General features: G+C 62.3%; 25 protein-coding genes. 9 read left to right on the top strand and 16 right to left on the bottom strand.

All coding sequences use genetic code 11. The annotated features are described in order from the left end of the window. Positions 1-381: 381 nt before the first annotated feature. Positions 382-609: a hypothetical protein gene (locus tag ACODTW_RS21030; RefSeq protein WP_488948042.1), complete on the top strand. Its 228-nt coding sequence runs from the start codon at positions 382-384 to the stop codon at positions 607-609. Then, positions 566-880, top strand: coding sequence for a hypothetical protein (locus ACODTW_RS21025; RefSeq protein ID WP_488948041.1), 315 nt, complete (start codon positions 566-568; stop codon positions 878-880). Before ACODTW_RS21030 ends, ACODTW_RS21025 begins: the two co-directional genes overlap by 44 nt. 20 nt (positions 881-900) lie before the next feature. Here ACODTW_RS21025 and ribD read toward each other — a convergent pair whose 3' ends face one another. The 4 genes from ribD to rpiB all read right to left on the bottom strand — a co-directional run bounded on the left by ribD (position 901) and on the right by rpiB (position 4,351). Further along, a complete protein-coding gene (gene ribD / locus ACODTW_RS21020) occupies positions 901-1,995 on the bottom strand; it encodes a bifunctional diaminohydroxyphosphoribosylaminopyrimidine deaminase/5-amino-6-(5-phosphoribosylamino)uracil reductase RibD (protein WP_488948040.1) in 1,095 nt (364 codons plus the stop codon). A gap of 11 nt (positions 1,996-2,006) precedes the next feature. Further along, the gene (gene nrdR / locus ACODTW_RS21015; RefSeq protein WP_488948039.1) at positions 2,007-2,468 is read right to left on the bottom strand and encodes a transcriptional regulator NrdR; all 462 of its coding nucleotides are present in this window, start codon (positions 2,466-2,468) and stop codon (positions 2,007-2,009) included. An 80-nt stretch (positions 2,469-2,548) separates the two neighbouring features. Further along, the gene (gene glyA / locus ACODTW_RS21010; protein WP_488948038.1) at positions 2,549-3,829 is read right to left on the bottom strand and encodes a serine hydroxymethyltransferase; all 1,281 of its coding nucleotides are present in this window, start codon (positions 3,827-3,829) and stop codon (positions 2,549-2,551) included. Between the two features lie 87 nt (positions 3,830-3,916). Beyond that, the gene (gene rpiB / locus ACODTW_RS21005; RefSeq protein WP_488948037.1) at positions 3,917-4,351 is read right to left on the bottom strand and encodes a ribose 5-phosphate isomerase B; all 435 of its coding nucleotides are present in this window, start codon (positions 4,349-4,351) and stop codon (positions 3,917-3,919) included. A gap of 538 nt (positions 4,352-4,889) precedes the next feature. On the opposite strand from rpiB, the gene ACODTW_RS21000 reads away from it, so the two are divergent. After that, entirely contained in the window at positions 4,890-5,321 is a 432-nt protein-coding gene (locus ACODTW_RS21000) for a Ros/MucR family transcriptional regulator (RefSeq protein WP_488948036.1), read from the top strand. Between the two features lie 148 nt (positions 5,322-5,469). Here ACODTW_RS21000 and ACODTW_RS20995 read toward each other — a convergent pair whose 3' ends face one another. The 4 genes from ACODTW_RS20995 to ACODTW_RS20980 form a co-directional block, all read right to left on the bottom strand. Beyond that, positions 5,470-5,673: a DUF6898 family protein gene (locus tag ACODTW_RS20995; protein WP_488948035.1), complete on the bottom strand. Its 204-nt coding sequence runs from the start codon at positions 5,671-5,673 to the stop codon at positions 5,470-5,472. Between the two features lie 12 nt (positions 5,674-5,685). Then, complete coding sequence (locus ACODTW_RS20990) at positions 5,686-6,159, bottom strand: MarR family winged helix-turn-helix transcriptional regulator (protein WP_488948082.1); 474 nt, start codon at positions 6,157-6,159, stop codon at positions 5,686-5,688. A gap of 153 nt (positions 6,160-6,312) precedes the next feature. Then, positions 6,313-6,846 (bottom strand): hypothetical protein, encoded by a 534-nt coding sequence (locus ACODTW_RS20985; protein ID WP_488948034.1) that lies wholly within the window; start codon positions 6,844-6,846, stop codon positions 6,313-6,315. Then, positions 6,843-7,604, bottom strand: coding sequence for a response regulator (locus tag ACODTW_RS20980; RefSeq protein ID WP_488948033.1), 762 nt, complete (start codon positions 7,602-7,604; stop codon positions 6,843-6,845). Before ACODTW_RS20980 ends, ACODTW_RS20985 begins: the two co-directional genes overlap by 4 nt. Before the next feature lie 187 nt (positions 7,605-7,791). Here ACODTW_RS20980 and ACODTW_RS20975 point away from each other — a divergent pair, with 187 nt between their 5' ends. Both ACODTW_RS20975 and ACODTW_RS20970 read left to right on the top strand, forming a co-directional pair. Continuing rightward, a complete protein-coding gene (locus ACODTW_RS20975; RefSeq protein ID WP_488948032.1) occupies positions 7,792-8,637 on the top strand; it encodes a class I SAM-dependent methyltransferase in 846 nt (281 codons plus the stop codon). A gap of 96 nt (positions 8,638-8,733) precedes the next feature. Beyond that, a complete protein-coding gene (locus ACODTW_RS20970) occupies positions 8,734-9,276 on the top strand; it encodes a PadR family transcriptional regulator (protein WP_488948031.1) in 543 nt (180 codons plus the stop codon). 38 nt (positions 9,277-9,314) lie between these two features. Here the strand turns inward: ACODTW_RS20970 and ACODTW_RS20965 are convergent, their stop codons facing one another. The 8 genes from ACODTW_RS20965 to ACODTW_RS20930 all read right to left on the bottom strand — a co-directional run bounded on the left by ACODTW_RS20965 (position 9,315) and on the right by ACODTW_RS20930 (position 16,187). Next, positions 9,315-9,563, bottom strand: a complete 249-nt coding sequence (locus ACODTW_RS20965; protein WP_488948030.1) for a hypothetical protein — start codon at positions 9,561-9,563, stop codon at positions 9,315-9,317. Continuing rightward, on the bottom strand, positions 9,563-9,967 hold the full coding sequence (locus ACODTW_RS20960; RefSeq protein ID WP_488948029.1) for a hypothetical protein: 405 nt from the start codon (positions 9,965-9,967) through the stop codon (positions 9,563-9,565). The genes ACODTW_RS20965 and ACODTW_RS20960 overlap by 1 nt, the downstream gene beginning before the upstream one ends. 78 nt (positions 9,968-10,045) lie before the next feature. Continuing rightward, a complete protein-coding gene (locus ACODTW_RS20955; RefSeq protein ID WP_488948028.1) occupies positions 10,046-10,963 on the bottom strand; it encodes a ribokinase in 918 nt (305 codons plus the stop codon). 126 nt (positions 10,964-11,089) lie between these two features. Beyond that, complete coding sequence (gene bktB / locus ACODTW_RS20950) at positions 11,090-12,277, bottom strand: beta-ketothiolase BktB (protein WP_488948027.1); 1,188 nt, start codon at positions 12,275-12,277, stop codon at positions 11,090-11,092. 128 nt (positions 12,278-12,405) lie between these two features. Continuing rightward, a complete protein-coding gene (locus ACODTW_RS20945) occupies positions 12,406-13,188 on the bottom strand; it encodes an enoyl-CoA hydratase (RefSeq protein ID WP_488948026.1) in 783 nt (260 codons plus the stop codon). Between the two features lie 30 nt (positions 13,189-13,218). Next, positions 13,219-13,422: a tautomerase family protein gene (locus tag ACODTW_RS20940; protein WP_488948025.1), complete on the bottom strand. Its 204-nt coding sequence runs from the start codon at positions 13,420-13,422 to the stop codon at positions 13,219-13,221. 27 nt (positions 13,423-13,449) lie between these two features. Beyond that, complete coding sequence (locus ACODTW_RS20935; RefSeq protein WP_488948024.1) at positions 13,450-14,589, bottom strand: isobutyryl-CoA dehydrogenase; 1,140 nt, start codon at positions 14,587-14,589, stop codon at positions 13,450-13,452. 98 nt (positions 14,590-14,687) lie between these two features. Next, complete coding sequence (locus tag ACODTW_RS20930; protein WP_488948023.1) at positions 14,688-16,187, bottom strand: CoA-acylating methylmalonate-semialdehyde dehydrogenase; 1,500 nt, start codon at positions 16,185-16,187, stop codon at positions 14,688-14,690. A 354-nt stretch (positions 16,188-16,541) separates the two neighbouring features. Between ACODTW_RS20930 and ACODTW_RS20925 the strand changes: the two genes are divergently transcribed. From ACODTW_RS20925 to ACODTW_RS20910, 4 genes are all read left to right on the top strand, one after another. Beyond that, positions 16,542-17,147, top strand: coding sequence for a helix-turn-helix domain-containing protein (locus ACODTW_RS20925; protein WP_488948022.1), 606 nt, complete (start codon positions 16,542-16,544; stop codon positions 17,145-17,147). 100 nt (positions 17,148-17,247) lie between these two features. Next, positions 17,248-18,627, top strand: coding sequence for an aspartate aminotransferase family protein (locus ACODTW_RS20920; protein WP_488948021.1), 1,380 nt, complete (start codon positions 17,248-17,250; stop codon positions 18,625-18,627). Further along, positions 18,624-20,015, top strand: coding sequence for a glutamine synthetase family protein (locus ACODTW_RS20915; protein WP_488948020.1), 1,392 nt, complete (start codon positions 18,624-18,626; stop codon positions 20,013-20,015). The genes ACODTW_RS20920 and ACODTW_RS20915 overlap by 4 nt, the downstream gene beginning before the upstream one ends. 76 nt (positions 20,016-20,091) lie before the next feature. Next, positions 20,092-21,756, top strand: a complete 1,665-nt coding sequence (locus ACODTW_RS20910; protein WP_488948019.1) for a YjbH domain-containing protein — start codon at positions 20,092-20,094, stop codon at positions 21,754-21,756. Position 21,757: the final 1 nt, after the last annotated feature.

The raw sequence follows: 21,757 nt of genomic DNA, 5'->3' as shown, positions 1-21,757 counted from the left end.
ATTTACGCGAGGGGGCGATGGATGCGCAGGGCGCATGGCGGAACCCCTTGTGCGCGCACGAGGTTCCGCGATCCGACCTGCATCATGGCTCGCAAGGACGCGTCGCCATTTTATTGCGCGACGGCATCACAATATAGGCTCCACACAGGTGATATTTGCAAAGTTCGCAGCGCGGACAATATGTTTTATTTCCCATATTAGGTACGAAAATCACCACCATACCCCCCTCTGCTCCCCTTGGGCGCGCCGCTTGCCTTCAGCAGCGGGCTGGGACTATAATCCGAAATCAGAGGTAATTGCGACACTGGCGTTACCAAACTGGCGCGGGAAAGCTTTGCCTAAATCAACCAGATCGGGTAAAAGGCAATAAGGAGCTGATCGATGCGAAAGTTGAAGAACACGACTGGCCTTTACTCACCCGGCAGAGGGAAAATGCTCAACATCAAGAAGCTTAAGGACGCTCCCAGGGACTTGCCTGTTGAGCGGTTCATTGGCGTCGAGAAGACAACGGCCTTGATTGAAAAGGCAAAAAATAAGATCGGTTATGGTGGGGCAAAATTAGAAAATGCTGGAACTGAACATGTCGGAGCAGTGCGCAAGGGATTTTGATAGATTTATTGAGAAGAGTGGCGACAGTGTAGTTGCCGGCGCCATTTCGGCCCTTGAAAGGCTGAAATCAAAATTAAATAGGATTTTCTATAGCCCTTATCGGCGCGGCCTCCGTATACGGCAGACACGCGATGAAGACATGGTCATTCACAGCGCCGATGGCAAACATTCATTTCGCGTGATCTGGAGATTGGCATCGGGTGAACTGTCGGACAGCGATGAAATCCGGCTCACCCGCTTTCAACATGTCAGCATGAAATATGACCGATAGGGGCAGGTATCGATCTGTCGTCAACGCCGCAAGCTGATATGGACATCGTCGGCAGTGCGGAAATTTGGTGCTTCGCGCAATTGATCGACATCGAGGCTGCCGATCGCAGCCTTGCCGTCGCCGCCGATCAATAGCGGGGCGCGAAACCATTCGATTCTGTCAGCCAAATCCGCACGCACAAAACTGGTCGCGACGGCAGCGCCACCTTCGACCAACAGGCGGGTGATGCCAAGTTCCGCCAATGCAGACAATGCTTTGGGTACGGATAACCGACCATCCGTGCCATTCGGAACCCGAATAACACGTACCCCCTCCCCTTCCAGCGCTGAAGCGCGTTCGCTATCGGCGCTCGGGCTGGTCATGACCCATGTCGGGACATCGGAAGCCCCCTTCACCAGTTTGGCGGTCGGGGGCAGACGCAGCGCGCTGTCCATCACGACGCGCACGGGCGAACGATCCTCCAGCCCAGGCAGGCGACAGGTCAGTTCCGGGTCATCGGCCAATACTGTGCCGATCCCCACCAGAATGGCGTCATGGTTGGCACGCAGCAGATGCCCGCGTGCCCGGCTTTCCGGGCCCGTGATCCATTGGCTGTGACCAGTCACGGTGGCGATGCGCGCGTCCAGGCTGGTGGCCAGTTTCAAGGTGACGCCCGGCCTGCCCTTCAGGATGCGGGTGATGAAGCCGAAATTCAGGTCCAGCGCGTCTTGTTCCAACAGACCGACATCGACCTGGATGCCCGCGTCGCGCAGCCGTCGGATACCGCCGCCCGATACACGGGGATCAGGATCTTCGCAGGCGACGACGACACGCCCTACACCGGCGGCAACCAGCGCCTCCGAACAGGGCGGTGTCTTGCCGTGATGGTTACAGGGTTCCAGGCTGACATAGACGGTGGCGCCCCGCGCCGCCTCTCCCGCCTGGGCCAGCGCCTGCGGCTCCCCATGGGGCCGGCCACCGGGGGCGGTCACGCCGCGCCCGACCACAGCCCCGTCTTTGACAATGACACAGCCGACCGACGGGTTGGGCCAGACCCGGCCCAGATTGCGCGCCGCCAAACCCAGTGCCGCGCCCATATGGGCGCGGTCGGCGTCGGTGAAGGGGGCGGCGTCCATGCGGGTTCCGGTCAATCAGCGCTTTCAGGGCGCAGCGTTTCCACGAACTGGTTGAAGTCCGACGCTTCCCGGAAATCGCGATAGACCGACGCGTAACGGATATAGGCCACCTTATCGATGCCGTTGAGGTGATTCATCACCATCTCACCGATCTGGGTGGAGGGGATTTCCGTCTCCCCGCTGCTTTCCAGTTGCCGAACGATGGAATTGACGACGCGGTCAATACGATCGGCATCCACGGGACGCTTGCGCAGGGAAATGCGCATGGAACGCAGCAACTTTTCGCGATCGAACGGTTCACGCTGACCGGAGCTTTTCACGACATAGAGTTCACGCAACTGCACCCGTTCGAAGGTGGTGAAGCGCGCACCGCAGGCCGGGCAGAAGCGCCGGCGGCGGATGGCGGAACCGTCATCGGTCGGACGGCTGTCCTTCACCTGGGTATCGTCATTCCCGCAGAACGGGCAGCGCATGAATCCCCTCCGTCATTATTGTCGTTGCCAAACAAAAACCCCCGGTCCCTGCCTGTGGCCGGAACCGGGGGTGAACTTCCTCAGAGCGTCGGGTAGATCGGGAAGCGGCGGCACAGTTCCTGTACCCGCGCGCGTACCCGGCTTTCCGCCGCGCTGTTGTCGCCATTGCTGACGGCCAACGCATCCAGGACCTCGACAATCATGTCGCCGACCTGCGCGAATTCGGCCGTCCCGAAACCGCGGGTCGTGGCCGCCGGGCTGCCCAGACGCACGCCGGACGTCACGAACGGCTTTTCCGGGTCGAACGGCACGCCGTTCTTGTTGCAGGTCATACCGGCATTTTCCAACGCATGCTCAGCCGCCTTGCCCGTCAGCTTCTTCGGCCGCAGGTCGACCAGCACGATATGGCTGTCGGTGCCGCCGGACACGATGTCCAGGCCACCGGCAATCAGCCGCTCTGCCAGGACCTTGGCGTTGGCAACGACGCTGGCGGCATAGGTCTTGAATTCCGGCTTCAGCGCCTCACCGAAGGCCACGGCCTTGGCGGCGATGACATGCATCAGCGGCCCGCCCTGCAGGCCGGGGAACACGGCGGAATTGATCTTCTTGCCCAGTTCCAGGTCGTTGGACAGGATCATGCCGCCACGGGGACCGCGCAGCGTCTTGTGCGTCGTCGTGGTCACGATATGGGCATGCGGCAGCGGCGACGGATAGACACCGGCGGCGACCAGACCGGCATAATGCGCCATATCGACCATCAGATGGGCGCCGATCTCATCCGCGATCTTGCGGAAGCGGGCGAAGTCGATCTGGCGCGGATAGGCGGAGCCACCGGCGATGATCAGCTTCGGCTTATGCTCCCGCGCCTTGGCTTCCACCTCGTCATAATCGATCAGGTTGGTGTCGCGGGTCACGCCATAGGAAACGACCTTGAACCACTTACCCGACTGGTTGGCGGGCGAACCATGGGTCAGGTGGCCGCCAGCGGCCAGGTCCATGCCCATGAAGGTGTCGCCGGGCTGCAACAGCGCCATGAACACGGCCTGGTTGGCCTGGGCGCCAGAATGCGGCTGGACATTGGCAAATTCGCAGCCGAACAGCTTCTTCGCGCGCTCGATCGCCAGCGTTTCGGCCACATCGACATACTCGCAGCCGCCGTAATAGCGCTTGCCCGAATAACCTTCGGCATACTTGTTCGTCAGGACCGAACCCTGGGCCTCCAGCACGGCGGTGGAGACGATGTTCTCCGACGCGATCAGTTCGATCTGGTCCTGCTGCCGCCCCAGCTCCTTGCGGATGGCGGCATAGAGATCGGGATCGGCATCGGCCAGATTATCGGAAAAGAAACCCTGAATGCTCATGTGCGTCTGGTCCTCTGGTACCGGTCGGGCTTTGTGTTGATCATGCGCTTCACGCTTCGAATGCAAGTATTCGAGGCGACCGCACTTTCAGCCCAACATTGCGACACGGCGGGCATGACGGCCGCCTTCGAATTCCGTGGAGAAGAAGGTGGCGACACAATCCTTCGCCACTTCCACACCGATGGTGCGCGCGCCCAGGCACAGCACATTGGCGTCATTGTGCAGGCGGGTCAGCCGCGCCTCCGTCGGTGTGTGGCACAGCGCGGCGCGGACATGCCGATGCCGGTTGGCAGCGATGGAAATACCGATGCCGGTGCCGCAGATCAGCACACCGTAGGCAGCGCGCCCGTCGGCCAGCGCCGCGGCCAATGCGTCGGCGAAGCTGGGATAATCCACCGATTCCGGCCCGTTGGTGCCCAGGTCCAGCACCGTATGGCCGGCGGCCCGCAGCTGTTCAGCCAGCAAAGCCTTCAGTTCCGGCCCGGCATGGTCACTGGCGATCGCAATGGTCAGCGCACCCATGAACATTTCCTTCCCGGGTCACTCCCCGGAGCAACGATAACAGGCAGAAAACCCAGCGATAGTGGGTTTCGGACGGGCAAGACCCTACCAGAAGCGTGATGCTTTCACCAGTTCCTGTCCCCGGCAATGAAGCAGCCCGGCATTGCCGATCTAGCACCCCTGGCCCGCAGACTGCCCGTTTTAAATATTTCAAAGTAGAAATATTTGAAACAGATGTCCGTCCATGTCTCCACCACCTTGATTCGTCGCATTTCGCTCCCAGCCTGCGCACTGGCGAATGATAGCCGGCGGCGAAACCAGAACAGGATCAAGCTTCTAAATATCTTGGATACGATTTCAAAGCCATATTCATTGTCGGCGTGACAATCTGTCGGGCGCTATGTGCCCATAAATGCGACAATTTTTGCTATCCACTGTACAAGTTACAAATCCTAAAGTATTTTTCATCGCCGATGTGCATGTTCAAGATTGACAACATTCGCACCAACATGCCATCTGTCGCCACCGTCTAAAAATACAGTTCAGGAACAGTAGGAACATGGAACAGTCGGTCAACGACATTTCGGTCAACGAGCTTCTGCGGATGACGACGGAGATCGTTTCCGCCTATGTCGGTCAGAACACGCTGTCCACGCAGCAGCTTCCTGACGTGATCAACGCCGTTTACGGCACATTGTCAGGTCTTCAGGATGCTCCGGTTGAGGCACCCGCGGAACCGGTGCGTCCTGCCGTACCTATCAAGAAGTCGGTGACGCCGGAATATATCGTGTGCCTGGAGGATGGTAAGAAGCTGAAGATGCTGAAGCGGCATCTGCGGTCGACTTACAACATGACCCCGGATGAATATCGGGCCAAGTGGGGCCTGCCGCCTGACTATCCGATGGTTGCCCCCAATTATGCGGCGCAGCGTTCGGAATTTGCCAAGCAGATTGGCCTGGGTCGCGGCAACTCCCGTACGCGTCGTCGCTGAACACGATCGGTACGGATGCAGACAAAAGGCGGCTATCGCATCACGGCGGTAGCCGCCTTTTTTATTGGCGAAACTGTTGCGGCAGGGGCGGTCAGTTTTGGCACATCATGGTCGCGCCAGCAGCCTGCGTCCCCATGCCAGCCGGCGTCTAACGCCTTTCCTGGGCTTTGCGCAGCATGTAGTTGAGTTTGGCAACGGCATTGCGGGCCAATGTGGCCCGGCCCGCACTGACGGGCCCCTGAATCACCACTTCCGTATTGGTCGCCGTATCGATCGCACTGACCCGCATGATGTTGCCGATCGCCTGAAATTCGATCAGAACGTCATTCTCCGTCAGTGGCGGCCGTGCCATCGGGGGCCACCGTCAAAGACTGCCAGGTGCGACATACGCACCATAGGACATGGAGGAGGTCCAGAACCGCTCCAGCTTGCGCATGGTTTCGTTCGCGGCGGCCAGTTCGTCTGCCGACAGGCCGTTGCGGTCCAGCGCCTCCACCTGACGCTCGAACAGCTCACTGATTCGATTGCGCAGGGTCAATCCCTTATCGGACAGCCGCACGCGCACGGAACGACGGTCATGGGCCGACCGCTCCTGCGCCAGATAGCCGTTCTCATGCATCTTCTTGACATTATAGGAGACGTTGGAACCCAGGTAATAGCCTCGGGCCGTCAACTCACCGACAGTCAGTTCGTCATCACCGATATTATAAAGGATCAGGCTTTGGACGTTGTTGATGTCCTGTATGCCCAAACGATCCAACTCAATCTTCAGCACTTCCAGGAAATGGCGGTGCAGCCTCTCGATAAGCAAGATGCTGTCATAATAGGGTTGACGCAAAGCCATCTCCATCTATCGCAGTCACCGCATACCGGCGTCCCACCACGCAACGACACCGCCTTTTATCACGATCCAACGTAATGCCTAGACAAAAACAATACTCCCAACACACCAATTGCCCCGGGTGCGGCACTGTGAAAGCCTATTGCTGAGTCAACTGGTGCGACGGGCCCCCAATTTGGCGCGAGCCATATTGAGCGACAAAGCCAGTGCTTGGCCGATCTGGCCGCCATCTCCCTTGATGTCATCGCGGACCAGAACATGCATCGCATCGATATGCAGGCCGACGACCTGCAGCTGCGACACCGACGGGTTGCTCAGCGGAACCAGGAAGTGGTTGAGGGAGTTGGCGAATTCGGACAGCAAGTCGTAGCCGAACGTCTTGCCCAGCGTCATGATGCCATCGCTGATCTTGATGACGCGGCGAAGATGCTGACTGCGATTCTCCACATCGGTCATCGCCCGCTGATAGGCCTGCTGAAGCTCCGTCACATCGATGCGGGTCTGGGCGATATGGGCGTCCGACATCCGGGAGACATGCGTGGCCGCACGCGCGATGGAGGCCGGGTCGATACGACCGGGCTTTCCATCCGGCGTACCCCCAACCTTCTCCCGCAGCTTGTTCGGCCGCTTGATGATTTCGACCCCGGACGGCAGCTTGCCCTCCTGCTTGGTATCGTCGTTCATGCACTTACCCGTCGCGCCTCAGCGGACGCGTCCTGCGCCCCCGGGCTCCCCCCTTCATTCATAGCTGGCGGATTCTCCACACTTCCCGGCTGACTGTCGATAACCATATGAGCCCCTTCGTCGACAACCCGCACATCTTCGGGATTCATGATGCGTTTATCGGTCCCGTCATAAGGCAGCGACTGGCGACGGCGATCCGGACCGAAATAATTGGGGGCGCGTACAAAGGCGCGTGGCTTGTCGATAATGGACAGCAGCCGGTTGGCAACATTGATCACCGACATCGGTTTGGCCAGATATTCGGTCACACCGCTGTCGCGGGCCAGACGGACCGCCGCCTCATCGGCTTCACCGCTCATCATCACGAAGGGCAGAAAGCGGATCTTGTCGTTCTCGTGCTCCCGCACCCACTTCAACAGACCGACACCATCCATCGGTTCCATCAGATGATCGGCGAAGATGATGTCGACATCGCGCCCGACCGAACTGTCCATCTGGGCAGCAACATCCAGGATAGCCATAGCCTCTTCACCATTCTCAGCCTGCAGCACCTTGCCGATGCCCAGGGCCTTCATGATGGTGACCATGATCGAACGTACGAAGCGGTTATCATCCGCAACCAGCACGGACAAACCGTCGAAGCGATAGAATTTCCCGCTGGAGCTTGGCTTGGACATTGGTTCGGCAGATGGGGAACGGCAACCGGGTGGAAACCGACGACAGACAGCTATCGCTATCTCGCGGTCAAATGCAAGCACAGATCATGTGTCCTTAAGCATGAACCCAGTCGTTTTCAGTACGGAAAGCTTGGTCAAACTGGTCATTTACGTTGCATTAACCTGAAAATCCACTCAGTCGTAACCATATCCCGACGGATAGTCGATTTTTCACAGTGGTGGCCGGTCGTTCCGGCAATATTGGACACGAAAGCAGCACCAGAAGCCAATGCAGGACAAGATCATGGACCCTATAAGCGCCAGGGCGGAGCAGCAGCGATGGACTGTCAGCGCCGACCTTTGGGACCGCTGGGCCGAGCGCATGGCGGATCCTGCGGCGCGCATCAATGTTCCGATGCTGGACCTGTCTGGGGTCAAGCCCGATTCGATGGTTCTGGATGTTGCTGCCGGTGTGGGGGAGCCAACGTTGAGCCTGGCGTCCCGTCTTCACGACGGGCATCTGATTTCCTGCGATCTGGTCCCGTCAATGCTGGCGCATTTGCGCCGTCGGGCAGCAGGGCGTGGGATGTCGTCGTTCGACCTGGTCGGCGCAGATATGACATCCCTGCCCTTTCCCGCTGCGCGGTTCGACGTGATCTTCTGCCGCTTCGGTCTGATGTTCGTGCCCGACGTGCAGGCTGCGTTGTTGGAAATGCGCCGTGTGCTGCGCCCGGGGGCACGCGCCGTGCTGGCGGTATGGGGTCCGCGTGCCGACAACAGCTTGTTTGACCAGCTGGGCACGCTGCTGGACACGCACATCGGCGCTGATCCCGACGACATGCTGTCCACTCTGTTCCGCTTCGCGGACCCGGCCGCCATCCTGGCGCTAGCCCGCGAGTCGGGATTTTCAATGGCCCGTCTCGAACCGCTGCACCTGCGTCAGATGGCGGCGGCTGACCAGCCATTCTGGCGACCGACCTTGGAAATGGGATTCGCCCAGCGTCTGGCGTCGCTGGACGCCGTGGCGACCCAGGACCTGCACCGTTCCATCGGCCAGCAATTCACCCGACAGGCAGACGAGACGGGTCGAGTCGAGGTTCGCATCTCGGTTCATCTGATCCTTCTGCATGCGTGAACCACCGGATTAGCGATCCGACATATATCGGTACGATGCATCGCTTGACTAAGTCATCGCTACCTTTATCGTGGCGGTACTTCAGACAGGTGTGTGATGATTGACGTAAAGACCTTGTGCCTGGGTGTTTTGAGCCGGGCGGATGCTTCTGGGTACGAAATCCGCAAGGAGTTCGAGGAGGGCCCGCTCAGCCATTTCAGTGACGCGGGTTTCGGCTCCATCTATCCGGCGCTGCGTCGGCTCATGGATGACGGGCATATCGTGATGCTGCCGCACAATGGCGACGGCCGCCCCGATAAGAAGATGTATCGCATCACCCCGGCTGGCCGGCATGCGCTGTATCAGGCGCTGACGCGGACGCCGTCGGCGGACAAGCTGCGATCCGACCTGATGTTCATCCTCAGCTTCGGGCATCTGCTGCCGCCCCGCCATCTGGATCGGATCATTGGCGAACGTATCAGCGACTATCACCGCATGATTGCCGTCCTGGAAGTGGAAGGCGAAACAGCGCTGCGGACGCCGGGCGAGCGTTTTGTCGAAGGCATGGGACTGGCCATCTATCGTGCCGTCGTCTCCTATCTGGAAGAACACCGGCACGAACTGGTCGCGGCCGCCCTGATGGAAAGCCAGGTCGCCTGATTGGCTTTGCCCCGCCGGTGCGGGTGTCGCACCGGCGCTCAACGCAGGATCGTGCAGGTCCTGTCCCGGCATTGCACCACCAGCACCATATCCTTGGGAACGGTGCAGGTGATCTTGTAGATGGTTTCCGGCAGGCGGCCCGTCACGGCTTTCAGCACTTCCAGCTTGCCCGGTGTGCAGCTTGCCGACCGGGCGGTCTCCTTTGCTTCGGCTTGCTGCGCGCGAACCGGCAGGGCCGCCATTGTCAGCAGCAACAATACCGGCCAAAGCCGCCGCCCGCGTATCATCAGGGCTTCTTGCGCTGGGTGAAAGCGGCGGCCAGCGCCTTCAGATTATCGGCCTGCTCCTGCCCGTCATCGGCCGGAGCCGCACCGCCGCCACCCGTCCCCATTCGGGCGATGATGGCGTCCAGTACATGCGGCGGCAGCTTCTTCGGCCCGGAGGAGACACGGGCGGAACGGACCACGCCCTGCCCCGGAGCCGGCACCGCGGTGGGGGCAGCGCCACCACCACGGGCCACGCGGTCCACGGCGCTGCCGGCGATGGCCTTCAGGAAGGGCTTGCACAGACCGCGCAGCAATTGCTCGTCATCCAGCGCCCAGGCGATCAGCACACGCTGCGCCTGACTGCGGCTGCCCTGAGCCGCCTTCAACGCCTCACGGATTTTGAGCGTGACATAGGTATCGCTCATCGCCCGGCTCCCCTGGATGGATCATGGGGGCAGAGTAGCGAACCGGACCCCGCAAGCCCAAACAATTTTACATCGCCGTCATTGCAGGGCGGCCTGTACCTCTTCCGCCATCGGCATGGCGGTGCCTGTGCCGACACGGGTGCAGGCGATGGAGGCAGCGACATTGGCATAGCGCATGGCCGTGGCCAGATCGTTACCTGCGGCCAACCGGGCCGACAGGCTGCCGACAAAGCAATCACCGGCACCGGTGGTATCAACAGCGGCAACCTTGCGGCCAGGTACCAGGAATTCTGTCGATTTCGTCACGGCCAGGGCGCCGCGCACCCCCAAAGTGACGATGATCGTCTGATCATCGCGACGAAACAGGCTCCGCGCTGCCGTCGCGATTTCCGTCACAGCCGCATCCCCGGCCACCTCCACGCCGGCGAAATGGCCCAACTCCGTCTCGTTCACGATCAGGATATCAGTATCGGCCCACAGGCCGGCGGGTGCGTCGTCCAGGGCCGGGGCAGCGTTCAGCACGGTGCGGGCGCCGGCGGCCCGGCCCCTGGCAAACAGGGCGGCGATGGTGTTGCGCGGCACCTCGAACTGACTGACCAGGATATCGCCCGGCGCGATGACCAGCCCGTCGGCATCGGCGGGAACAACATGTTTGTTGGCGGCAGGAATAACCACGATCCGGTTCTCCGCCGTGGCATCCACGAGGATCAGGGCCGATCCCGTCGCCTCGCTGTCCGACCGGCCCACATGGCTGGCCTCGATCCCCTTGTCCTTGAAGAAATCCAGGATGCGGTCGCCGAACATATCGCGACCGACCTTGCCGACGAAATGCACGGGCGCGCCCTGCTGCACGGCCGCCACCGCCTGGTTCAGCCCCTTGCCGCCGGGCATCAGTTGCACCGTCTCGCCATTCACCGTCTCACCCGCCTTTGGCGCGCGCTGCATGGTGGACAGAATGTCGTAATTGATGGAGCCGACGACGATGACATTGGACATGGGACTTTTCCTCTCGTTGCAGCCCCTTTCCTATCAAGCCGGAAGAGGACTGCAAAGAGATGGAAAGCAAAAGGCCCGCCTCACCTGACGGTGGGCGGGCCGACGCCGACGAAGAAAAGGCGCTTGTTACAGCCGCTCGATCACCATGGCGATGCCCTGACCGCCGCCGATGCACATGGTGACCAGGCCATAACGACCACCGATGCGTTCCAGCTCATACATTGCCTTCACGGTGATGATGGCACCCGTGGCCCCGACCGGATGCCCCAGCGAGACGCCCGACCCGTTGGGGTTCACCTTTTCCGGATCGAAGCCCAGCACCTTGGCGACGGCACAGGCCTGGGCAGCGAAAGCCTCGTTGCTTTCAATGACATCCATATCGGCCACGCTCAGGCCCGCGCGCTCCAGCGCGATGGGCACTGCATGAATTGGCCCCAGACCCATCACCTCCGGCTCCACGCCGGCATGGCCCCAGGACACGATCCGGGCCAGCGGCTTGACCCCGCGCTTGCCGGCCTCAGCCGCAGACATCAGCACCACGGCAGCGGCACCGTCATTGACACCCGAGGCGTTGCCGGCGGTGACCGAGCCGTCTTTCTTGAAGACCGGCTTCAGCTTGGCGAAGTCCGCCTCGCTGGCATCCGGGCGGAAATGCTCATCGGTGTCGAACAGCTTGGTGCCGCCCTTCACCTTCACTTCCACGGGCAGGATCTGCGACTTGAAACGACCTTCGGCCGTGGCGCGGGCGGCACGGCGGTGGCTTTCCAGCGCCAGGGCATCCTGCGCTGCGCGGTCGATATCGTGGCGGGCGGCCACATTCTCCGCCGTCACACCCATGTGGATCTTGTGGAACGGGTCGGTCAGCACCGCCACCATGGCATCGACCACGGCGGCGTCGCCCATGCGCTGGCCCCAACGGACCGACGGCATGACATGGGGCGAACGGCTCATGTTTTCCGCACCACCGGCAACGGCAACGTCGCATTCCCCCAGCTTGATCATCTGGGCGGCGGAGATGATGGCCTGCACGCCCGACCCGCACAGGCGGTTCAGGGTCAGGGCGGGAGAGGCCACGGGGACGCCGGCCTCCACAGCAGCGACACGCGCCAGATAGGCGTCCTGCGGGCCGCTGGGAATGACCTGTCCCATGACCACATGCTGCACATCGGTGGCCGCGATCCCGGCCCGGCCGATGGCTTCCTTTATCACCATGCTGCCCAGCTCGGCCGGGCTGAAATCCTTCAGGCTGCCACCGAATCCGCCGATGGCGGTACGCGTACCGGCGACGATCACCACATCGTTCAACGCACTCATGTCGATCCCCCGATTTCGTTATTTTACATTGCAGCGCAATTTAATGTCTTCGCATTTGCAAAATCAACCGACATCTGGGGACGCCGGCGGGGCCGCGCACTCTTGCGCGTCCCCGCCGGCCCCTCATTTCAGCGGTCGGTGAAGGTGGCCGTGCGCTTGTTGACGAACGCGTCCATGCCTTCCTTCTGATCATCCAGGGCGAAGGTGGCGTGGAAGACGCGGCGTTCGAACAGCAGGCCCTCGGCCAGGCTGCTTTCAAAGGCGCGATTGACGCTTTCCTTGACCATCATGGTCACCGGTCGCGACATGGACGCAATCTTCTCCGCCGTCTTGATGGCTTCATCCATCAGGTCGGCCGCCGGCACAACCCGGGCCACCAGACCCGACCGTTCCGCCTCGGCCGCATCCATCATCCGGCCGGTCAGGCACAGTTCCATGGCCTTGGCCTTGCCGATGGCGCGGGTCAGGCGTTGAGTACCGCCGGCGCCGGGGATGGTGCCGATGGTGATTTCCGGCTGACCGAACTTGGCAGTGTCGGCGGCAATGATGAAATCGGCCGACATCGCCAGTTCGCACCCGCCACCCAGCGCGAAGCCGGCAACCGCAGCGATGGTCGGCTTGCGGCAGGTGCCCAGACGGCCCCACTTCTTGGTGATGAAATCGTTCAGGTACGTGTCCTGATACGTGAACTTCGCCATCTCCTTGATATCGGCGCCCGCGGCAAAGGCCCGTTCAGAGCCGGTGACGATGATGACATGGATGGAATTATCATCTTCGAACAGGTTCAGGGCCTTTTCCAGATCGGTCACCAGACCGTCGGACAGGGCATTCAGCGCCTTGGGCCGGTTCAGGCGGATGATGCCGACCTTGCCCTTGGTTTCCACCAGGATGTTCTCGTAGCTCTCGGTCATGTCCCTCTTCCTGTGCTTTTCAGCGGCGCCTCAGCCTTGCGACATGCGGCGATAATCATCCGTCAGCATACCAGCGAAGCCCCAATCCTCATCTGCGATTTCCTGGATGACGATGTGCGTATGTTCGGGCTTCTTGCCCAGCACCGCCACCAGCGTGGCCGTGAACTCGCGAACGATGCGTTCCTTCTGTTCGCGGGTCGCACCTTTGGTAATCTGCAGATTGACATAGGGCATGGGGCCGGTCTCCTCTCGACGCTCAGGTCAGGCCCCCAGCAGCCGGCGGGCAATGATCACGCGCATAATCTCGTTGGTGCCTTCCAGGATCTGGTGGACACGCAGATCGCGCAGGATGCGCTCCACCGGATATTCGCGGATATAACCATAGCCGCCATGAAGCTGTAGCGCATCATTGGCGACCTTGAATCCCGCGTCCGTCGCGAAGCGCTTGGCCATGGCGCAGTAAAGCGTCGCGTCGGCGTCCTTGGCGTCCAGTTTGGCCGCCCCGCGATGGACCATCAGACGGGCCGCCTCCAGCTCTGTCGCCATGTCCGCGAACTTGAACTGCAAGGCCTGGAATTCATTCAGCTTCTTGCCGAACTGCTGCCGCACCTCCAGGTGCGACCGCGCCGCCTCCAGACACGCCCGCGCCCCCCCCAGAGAGCAGGAGGCGATGTTCAGCCGTCCGCCATCCAGCCCTTTCATGGCGATCTTGAACCCGTCCCCTTCCGCGCCCAGGCGGTTGGCGACGGGGACGCGGCAATCCTCAAAAATCACCTGCGCCGTGGGCTGGCTGTTCCAGCCCATCTTCTTTTCCTGCTTGCCGAAGGAAAGGCCGGGTGTGCCCTTTTCCACGACAAGGCAGGAAATCCCCCTTGGCCCCGGACCACCGGTACGGACCATGACGACATAGATGTCGGACATCCCGCCGCCGGAGATGAAGGCTTTGGTTCCGTTCAGCACATAATGGTCACCATCACGCTCCGCCCGTGTGCGCAAGGATGCGGCGTCAGACCCCGCACCGGGTTCCGTCAGGCAATAGCTGGCGAATTTCGCCATGCTGAACAGGTCGGGCAGGAAACGGGCCTTCTGGTCCTCGTCACCATAGGTGTCGATCATCCAGGCAGCCATATTGTGGATGGACAGATAGGCGGCGGTGGAAGGGCACGCCGCCGACAATTCCTCAAACAGGATGCTGGCATCCAGACGGCCCAGTCCGGTACCGCCATGGGTTTCCCCGCAATAGATACCGGCAAGGCCCAGTTCGGCAGCCCTGCGCAGGGTATCGACCGGGAAAATATGCTGTTCGTCCCATTCAGCAGCGAACGGCGCCATGTGTTCTGCTGCGAATCCGCGGGCCATATCCTGAATGGCGCGTTGGTCTTCGGTCAGGTCGAAATCCATCGTGGATGGCTCCTGCCTTTTTGAAAGCCATGGATACCAAACAGGCGGCTGCCATCGCCGGTGGGTCCGGCAATGACAGCCGCCCGATCGGCGGGAGATCAGCCCATCGTCGGGATGACGAAGCTGGCACCGGACCGGATGCCGGACGGCCAACGCTCCGTCACCGTCTTGGTCTTGGTGTAGAAGCGGATGCTGTCCGGACCATGCTGGTTCAGGTCACCGAAGCCCGACCGCTTCCAGCCGCCAAAGGTGTAATAGGCCAGCGGCACCGGGATCGGCACATTGATGCCGACCATGCCGACATCCACTCGCGCCGCAAAATCACGGGCCGTGTCGCCATCGCGGGTGAAGATGGCGACGCCGTTGCCATATTCGTGATTGGTCGGCAGCGACAGCGCCGTTTCATAGTCCGGCGCGCGCACGATCGACAGGACGGGCCCGAAAATCTCTTCCTTGTAGATGCGCATGTCGGGCGTGACGCGGTCGAACAGGACGCCTCCCACGTAATAGCCGCCTTCATAGCCCTGCAGGCTGATCTCGCGGCCATCGACAACCAGTTCGGCCCCTTCCTGCACGCCGATATCCACGTAACCCTTCACCTTTTCCAGGTGCTGGCGGGTGATGACCGGACCGAAATCCGCCTTTTCGTCAGTCGACGGGCCGACCTTCAGGGCCCGGACGCGAGGGGCCAGACGTTCAACCAGGGCGTTAGCCGTCTGCTCGCCCACCGGCACCGCCACCGAAATGGCCATGCAGCGTTCGCCCGCCGAACCGTAGCCGGCGCCGATCAGGGCGTCGGCCACCATGTCCAGATCAGCATCGGGCATGATCAACGCATGGTTCTTGGCACCACCAAAGGCCTGCACGCGCTTACCGTTGGCCGTACCGCGGGTATAGATGTACTCCCCGATGGGCGTGGACCCGACGAAGCCGATGGCCTTGATGTCGGGATGGTCCAGAATGGCATCCACGACTTCCTTGTCGCCATTGACGACATTCAGGATGCCCTTGGGCAGGCCCGCCTCGTACATCAACTCGGCCAGCATCAGCGGCACCGACGGGTCACGCTCCGACGGCTTCAGGATGAAGGCATTGCCGCAGGCGATGGCCGGGGCGAATTTCCACATCGGGATCATGGCCGGGAAGTTGAACGGCGTAATGCCGGCGACAACGCCCAGCGGCTGACGCATCGAATACATATCGATGCCGGGCCCGGCGCCCTCTGTGTACTCTCCCTTCAGAAGGTGCGGGATGCCAATGGCGAATTCCACAACTTCCAGACCACGCTGAATGTCGCCGCGCGCGTCGGGCAGGGTCTTGCCATGTTCCAAGGCCAGCTTCAGCGCGATCTTCTCAAAATCGCGGGCCAGCAGCTCCAGGAACTTCATCAGCACGCGGGCGCGCTTCTGCGGATTGGTCGCGGCCCAGGCGGGCTGCGCGGCCTTGGCGTTGGCGACGGCTTCGGCCAGTTCCACCGCGCTGGCCAACGGAACCTCGGCGGAAATTTCACCGGTCATGGGCGTGAAGACCGGCGCGAAACGGCCGGACTTGCCCTCAACCCGTGCGCCACCAATGAAGTGATACAGCTTCTCGACCACCTGATCCTCCCTAAACTGATTGACAGGGAAGGTGGCACGGGACAGGGCGCACGACAAGGCGCGGATTAGCCCATCTAAATGTGCAAAATCCCCCATATAGCCGGACCGCACAATGTCCGGACCGCCCTCCTGCTCCCTTTCTCTCTCCACTATATCATCTGGAACAAGCCTCACCGCAATCTGCTCAGCATTCCAGGGGGGAGACGCTCCGAAAAATGAGAAGAAGGCGCTGCGCGCTTTAACGAACAACTTTCCTAAAAAGCGACCTATCCGTTTGGACTAGTCCTGCGACCTTTCCGGGAACCGTTAACAATGTATGTTTCCTCCATAGTCTGTCAGGGGAGACATCAACAAGTGCAACATCATGACGGTGTCCATCTGCGCATGATGCGCACGTCACGGGGCATGAGCTTGGCGGCGCTTGCCACGTCGGCCGGCCTGTCCAAAAGCGAGATATCCAAGCTGGAAAATGGCGTTCGCCCCTTCCGGCCGGATCATGTCATTCGGTTGGCCAAGATTTTCGGCGTCGGCCCCACGGAGATGCTGTCCCCCGCCAGCCCGCTGCGCAGCATGCTGAGCGAAAGCAAGGCCGATTCCGAACTGCCACTGTTCGACGGGCGTGACCTGGCCCGGGACGGACTGGGCGCGACGGCGCGCAGCGGCATTTCGCGGCCGCCGCAGCTGCGGGGCATCGCTGGCGCCTATGCCGTGACGGTGAATGACCTGTCAAATTCACCGGCGCTGGGTATCGGCACGACGCTGCTGGTCAATCCGGACACGCCGGCCAATGTCGGTGACCTGGTGATCAACCGCCTCAACTACACGCCGCTGGCCTTCTATCTGCGTCAGGACGATGAGGGCACGATTTACGGCATGACGCTTTCACGTCGCCGGATCGACCTGACGATTGAGGATGTGGAGAAGTTGCATCGCGTCACGGGCGTCTGGTTCTCGCACTGATCGTCCATAACGGTTGCCTTTTGGCGGGGTGGCCCTTGACGCCACCCCTTTCCGCCCCTGACATTCAGTGCAGGCAGGAATGGCCATGGGAACCGGATGAATGAAGGCCAGCATCGGCGGTATCGACGCTTGCGCCATTGACAATCTGATGGCAACGGAGCAGGAACGGTTCGCCCGAAATAATCCCCGCTCCGCGGCGCGCGCCGGTGACGGATTGCCGGGATTTTACCAGGGCGTGCCGATGCATTGGATGCGGGACTGGCCCATGCCATTCCCCCTCCTGGTTACGCGTGCCGAGGGAGCGACGCTGACGGACATGGACGGTCATGTCCTTGCTGATTTTTGCCTGGGCGACACCGGCTCCATGTTCGGCCACTCTCCTGGCCCCGTCCGTGATGCGATTCAAAAGCAGGCCGGGATTGGCCTGACCTATATGCTACCCACAGAAGATGCGTTGGCTGTGGGGACCTTGCTGCAGGACAGGTTCGACCTGCCACACTGGCAGATCGCCACCACGGCCACCGATGCCAACCGGTTTGCGCTCCGGGTTGCGCGCGCCGTTACCGGCCGCCCCAAAATTCTGGTCTTCAATGGCTGCTATCACGGCACTGTGGACGAAACCTTCGTCCGGCTGGCCGATGGCGCAGCGGTCAATCGTCCCGGACTGCTGGGACAATTCACCGATCTGACAGCGCAGACCAGGGTGGTGGAGTTCAACGACCCGATTGCGCTGGAAAAGGCGCTTGCCGACGGGGATGTGGCCTGCGTCATCACGGAGCCGGTGTTGACGAACTGCTGCATGGTGCTGCCCGATCCCGGATTCCACGCGACCGTGCGGCGCCTGACGCGGGAGGCCGGCACCCTGCTGCTGATCGACGAGACACACACGATTTCGACCGGGCCCGCCGGCTATACCGGCGCTTATGGGCTGGAACCAGATCTGTTCGTGCTGGGAAAGCCCATCGCCGGTGGGGTGCCCGCCAGCGTCTGGGGCTTCACCGAGGATGTGGCAAGGCGGCTTGATGCTGTACGCGCCATGACACCCTCCGGTCATTCCGGGATGGGAACAACGCTTTCCGCCAATGCCCTGGCGCTGGCGGCGATGCGGGCTGTCCTGGAAAATGTCATGACGCCGGCGGCCTATGCCCATATGGAATCATTGGCTGGGCATCTGGCCAGCGGTCTGTCCGCCAGCCTGGTTGCACTGGGCTTGCCCTGGCATGTGGTCCGCGTCGGGGCGCGGGTGGAATTCATCTGCGCGCCGGGCCCGCTGCGCAACGGGACCGAAGCCGAGGGAGCCCACGCTGCCGCCCTTGAACAGGCCATTCATCTGGCACTGCTGAACCGCGGCATCCTGATCGCCCCCTTTCACAACATGATGCTGGTCTGTCCCGCCACCACCCGCGACCAGGTGGACGCGCTGATCGCGGCCTTCACAGACGTGGCCGGCATCCTGGCCCAAGACAAGGTGGCGGCATGACCAACCCGCACATCGCCCCCTGGGAGGAAGCGGAACGCTTCCTGGTCCAGCATCCCGACGTGGAAGCCATCGACATCGTGCTGACCGACGCCAATGGCATCGGGCGGGGCAAGATCATCCGCCGTCACGAGTTGGAGGGACTCTACAAGCAGGGACGTCACCTTCCGTCCTCCATCCTGGGCCTGGACGTCACGGGACAGGATGTAGAGGAAACAGGACTGGTCTGGTCGGTCGGCGATGCCGACCTGCGCGCATGGCCCATACCCGGCACGCTGGTTCCCCTTCCCCACACCGACCCCGCACGGGCCCAGGTTCTGGTCAGCCTCTATCATCTGGATGGCCGTCCGCACGGGGCCGACCCGCGCCACGCTCTTGCCCGGCAGTTGGATGGGCTGGCAGCAGAAGGCCGATACCCGGCCGGTGCCTTCGAACTGGAATTCTATCTCCTGGATGCCCAGCCCGGGCCGGATGGCAGGCCGCGGCCCGCTTCCATGGCACTGGATGGACGCCGGCATGGGCAGACACAGGTCTATGGTCTGGATGATCTGGACGGGATGCAGCCTTTCTTCGGCCCTGTCTACGCGGCAGCCAAGGCCCAGGGACTACCCCTGGAAACCCTGATTTCCGAATATGCACCGGGCCAGTATGAACTGACCCTGCATTACCGCACCGACCTGCTGCGTGCAGCCGATGATCTGGTGATGCTGAAGCGGCTGGTGCGGGGCATGGCCCGCCGCCACGGCATGATCGCCTGTTTCATGGCCAAGCCCTTTGCCGGCCTGGCCGGGTCCGGCATGCATCTGCATGTGTCGCTGAATGACGGGCAAGGCCACAACCTGTTCGCAGAGACGGAAGGGACAGACCTGCCGGCCGCCCTGCTGCGCCACGCCATCGGCGGTTTGGCCGCCAGCATGGGAGACGCCATGCTGGTCTTCGCCCCCCATGCCAATTCCTGGCGGCGCTATGTCAGCAAGCTTTATGCACCGGTGCAGCCCAGTTGGGGCGTGAATGACCGGTCGGTGGCGTTGCGCGTGCCGGCGGGACCGGCCACGGCGCGGCGTGTGGAACACCGGCCCGCCGGGGTCGACGCCAACCCCTATCTGGTCGGCGCCGCCGTGCTGGCCGGCATGCAGCGGGGCCTGCGGGATCGGATCGATCCGGGGCCCGCCGCAGAATACCAGGGATTCACCCAGGCCACGCCCTTTGCCGGCCTCATGCCGGCCGACTGGCGTTCGGCCTTGGCGCAGGCCGCGCAGTCCGAATTTCTGAAACAGGCGCTGGGAGAGGCGCTGCACCGCGCGTTCATCGCGATCAAACAGGCAGAATATGCCAGTATTGCCGGTACCGTGCCGGATTCAGACTACCATATGTATCTTCATCAGGTTTGATCATCCCTTAACGGTTGCCATGGCGCATCTGGCTGGCTGATAATGATCCGACTTCAGCGATCATGCGTCACCGCCCATGCGGCTTATTCTCACCGCCCTGCTGTTGATCGCCCTGCCTGCGGCTGCTCAGGTGCCGCCAGCGACACAGCCGACAGCCTTTCTGCCGCCGGTGGGAACAGCGTGGCTGTCGGCCATAACCACCGACGCTGAACCGCAGCCGCGCGGCACAATGGGGCTGCGCCCCACACGGGCGGTGACCATGGCAGTGCGTCAGGGCAATGACGGCACCGTCGCCGACATCGCCGTTGAGATCATGGCGCATGCGAATGGGCGGCCTTCCCTGGTCCTTGACAGCCGCGGACTTGGTGGATCGCGCGACGACGCGTTGGACAGCCTGCTGCTGGGTCTGGACATCCTTGGGCTGGAAGTGACGGGGGGTGCCGCGCTGCCGGGTGCCGGCGGCCTTCGCCCGATCCTGGGGCTGCGACTGCCCGTCCAAACCCTGGATGGCTGGTTGTCGGCCGACATCGGCCATGGCGACGGGCCGGGGGTGGAACTTGGCTGGCAGCCGCTGCCCTTCCTCAATCTCATCAGCGGCTGGCGCCGTGCGCAGGGGGTGACGGCTGGCTTCAGCTTCAGCCTCGATGTCAGCCGCCTGACAACCCCCTGGCCCGGACGGGAGCGGCGCCCGGACCGGCATGATCCGACCGAGGTCACCCCCTGGCAGTCACCGGCCCGACAATTGGCCCTGGCCCTGCCCGCCGCAACGCCCGCGCCCGTCACGGTTTCCACCCACGCCCTGGGCTTGCCGGGTGTGGCCGCCACCATCATGACCGAAGATCTGTCCCGACTTCGCCAGGGCCGGCGCAGTGCGGCAGAGGTGCGCCGACATACGCAGTTCCAACGGGCCCGCCGCCCGGACAGTCTGGATCGGCATTGGCAGGTGCAACTGGATGCCAGGCTGGAACTGGAACCCGCCGCCTATGGGGAGGAATGGCCCCGCCGGACGTCGATCGGGGGCCGGCTGGACCTGCTGCCCTGGCCCGGACTGGTGCTGACGGCCGCCGGACGCATCGGCAAGGCGGCCGGGATCGCTGAGACAGAAGAAAGGGTGCCCACATCCGGTCGGGAGGACGCGGTCCGCTATATCGGCCGCCATTACGAACTGGAACGCGCCCAACTGGCCTATGTCGGCGCTCTCTCCCCCGCCCTGGACCTGCTGCTGGATGCCGGGCATCTGGAAAGCCAGTTCGGCGGTGTGGGCGGGGAATTGCGATACCAGCCGGTGCTGGCGCGCTGGTCGGCCGGTGTCGCCCTGCATCACGTCTGGAAGCGTGCCTTGAACTGGGATGCGCTCTACCGCGATCAGGCGCGCCTGACCGGGCATGGCACCATCGGTTGGGAAAGTGCCGATGCGCAAGCCCGGTCAGAACTGCGTGGCGGCCGGTATCTGGATGGCGACTGGGGCGGCGGCATCGGCCTGACCCGGCAGTTCGGGCACGGCGCCACCCTGTCAGCCGATCTGGACATCACGACGCGGGCCACCCGCGCCGGGCTGACACTGACCATCCCCTTCGGCACCGTCGGTCCGGCGGTTGATCTGACCGGCAGCATCCGGGCAGCCCCCTTGTCGGGCGCCGGTGCCGAACGGCTGGACCGTGCCCTGGTCCTGGGTGATTTGCGCTACAGCGCCGGCTATGGTCGCCTGCTGGCCGATTGGGACCGGAATTTCCGACCGTGAA

This window comes from Niveispirillum sp. FG148 (genome assembly GCF_057809655.1).
The sequence above is the reverse complement of the archived record's forward strand: the minus strand, read 5'-3'. Positions and strand labels throughout refer to the sequence as shown.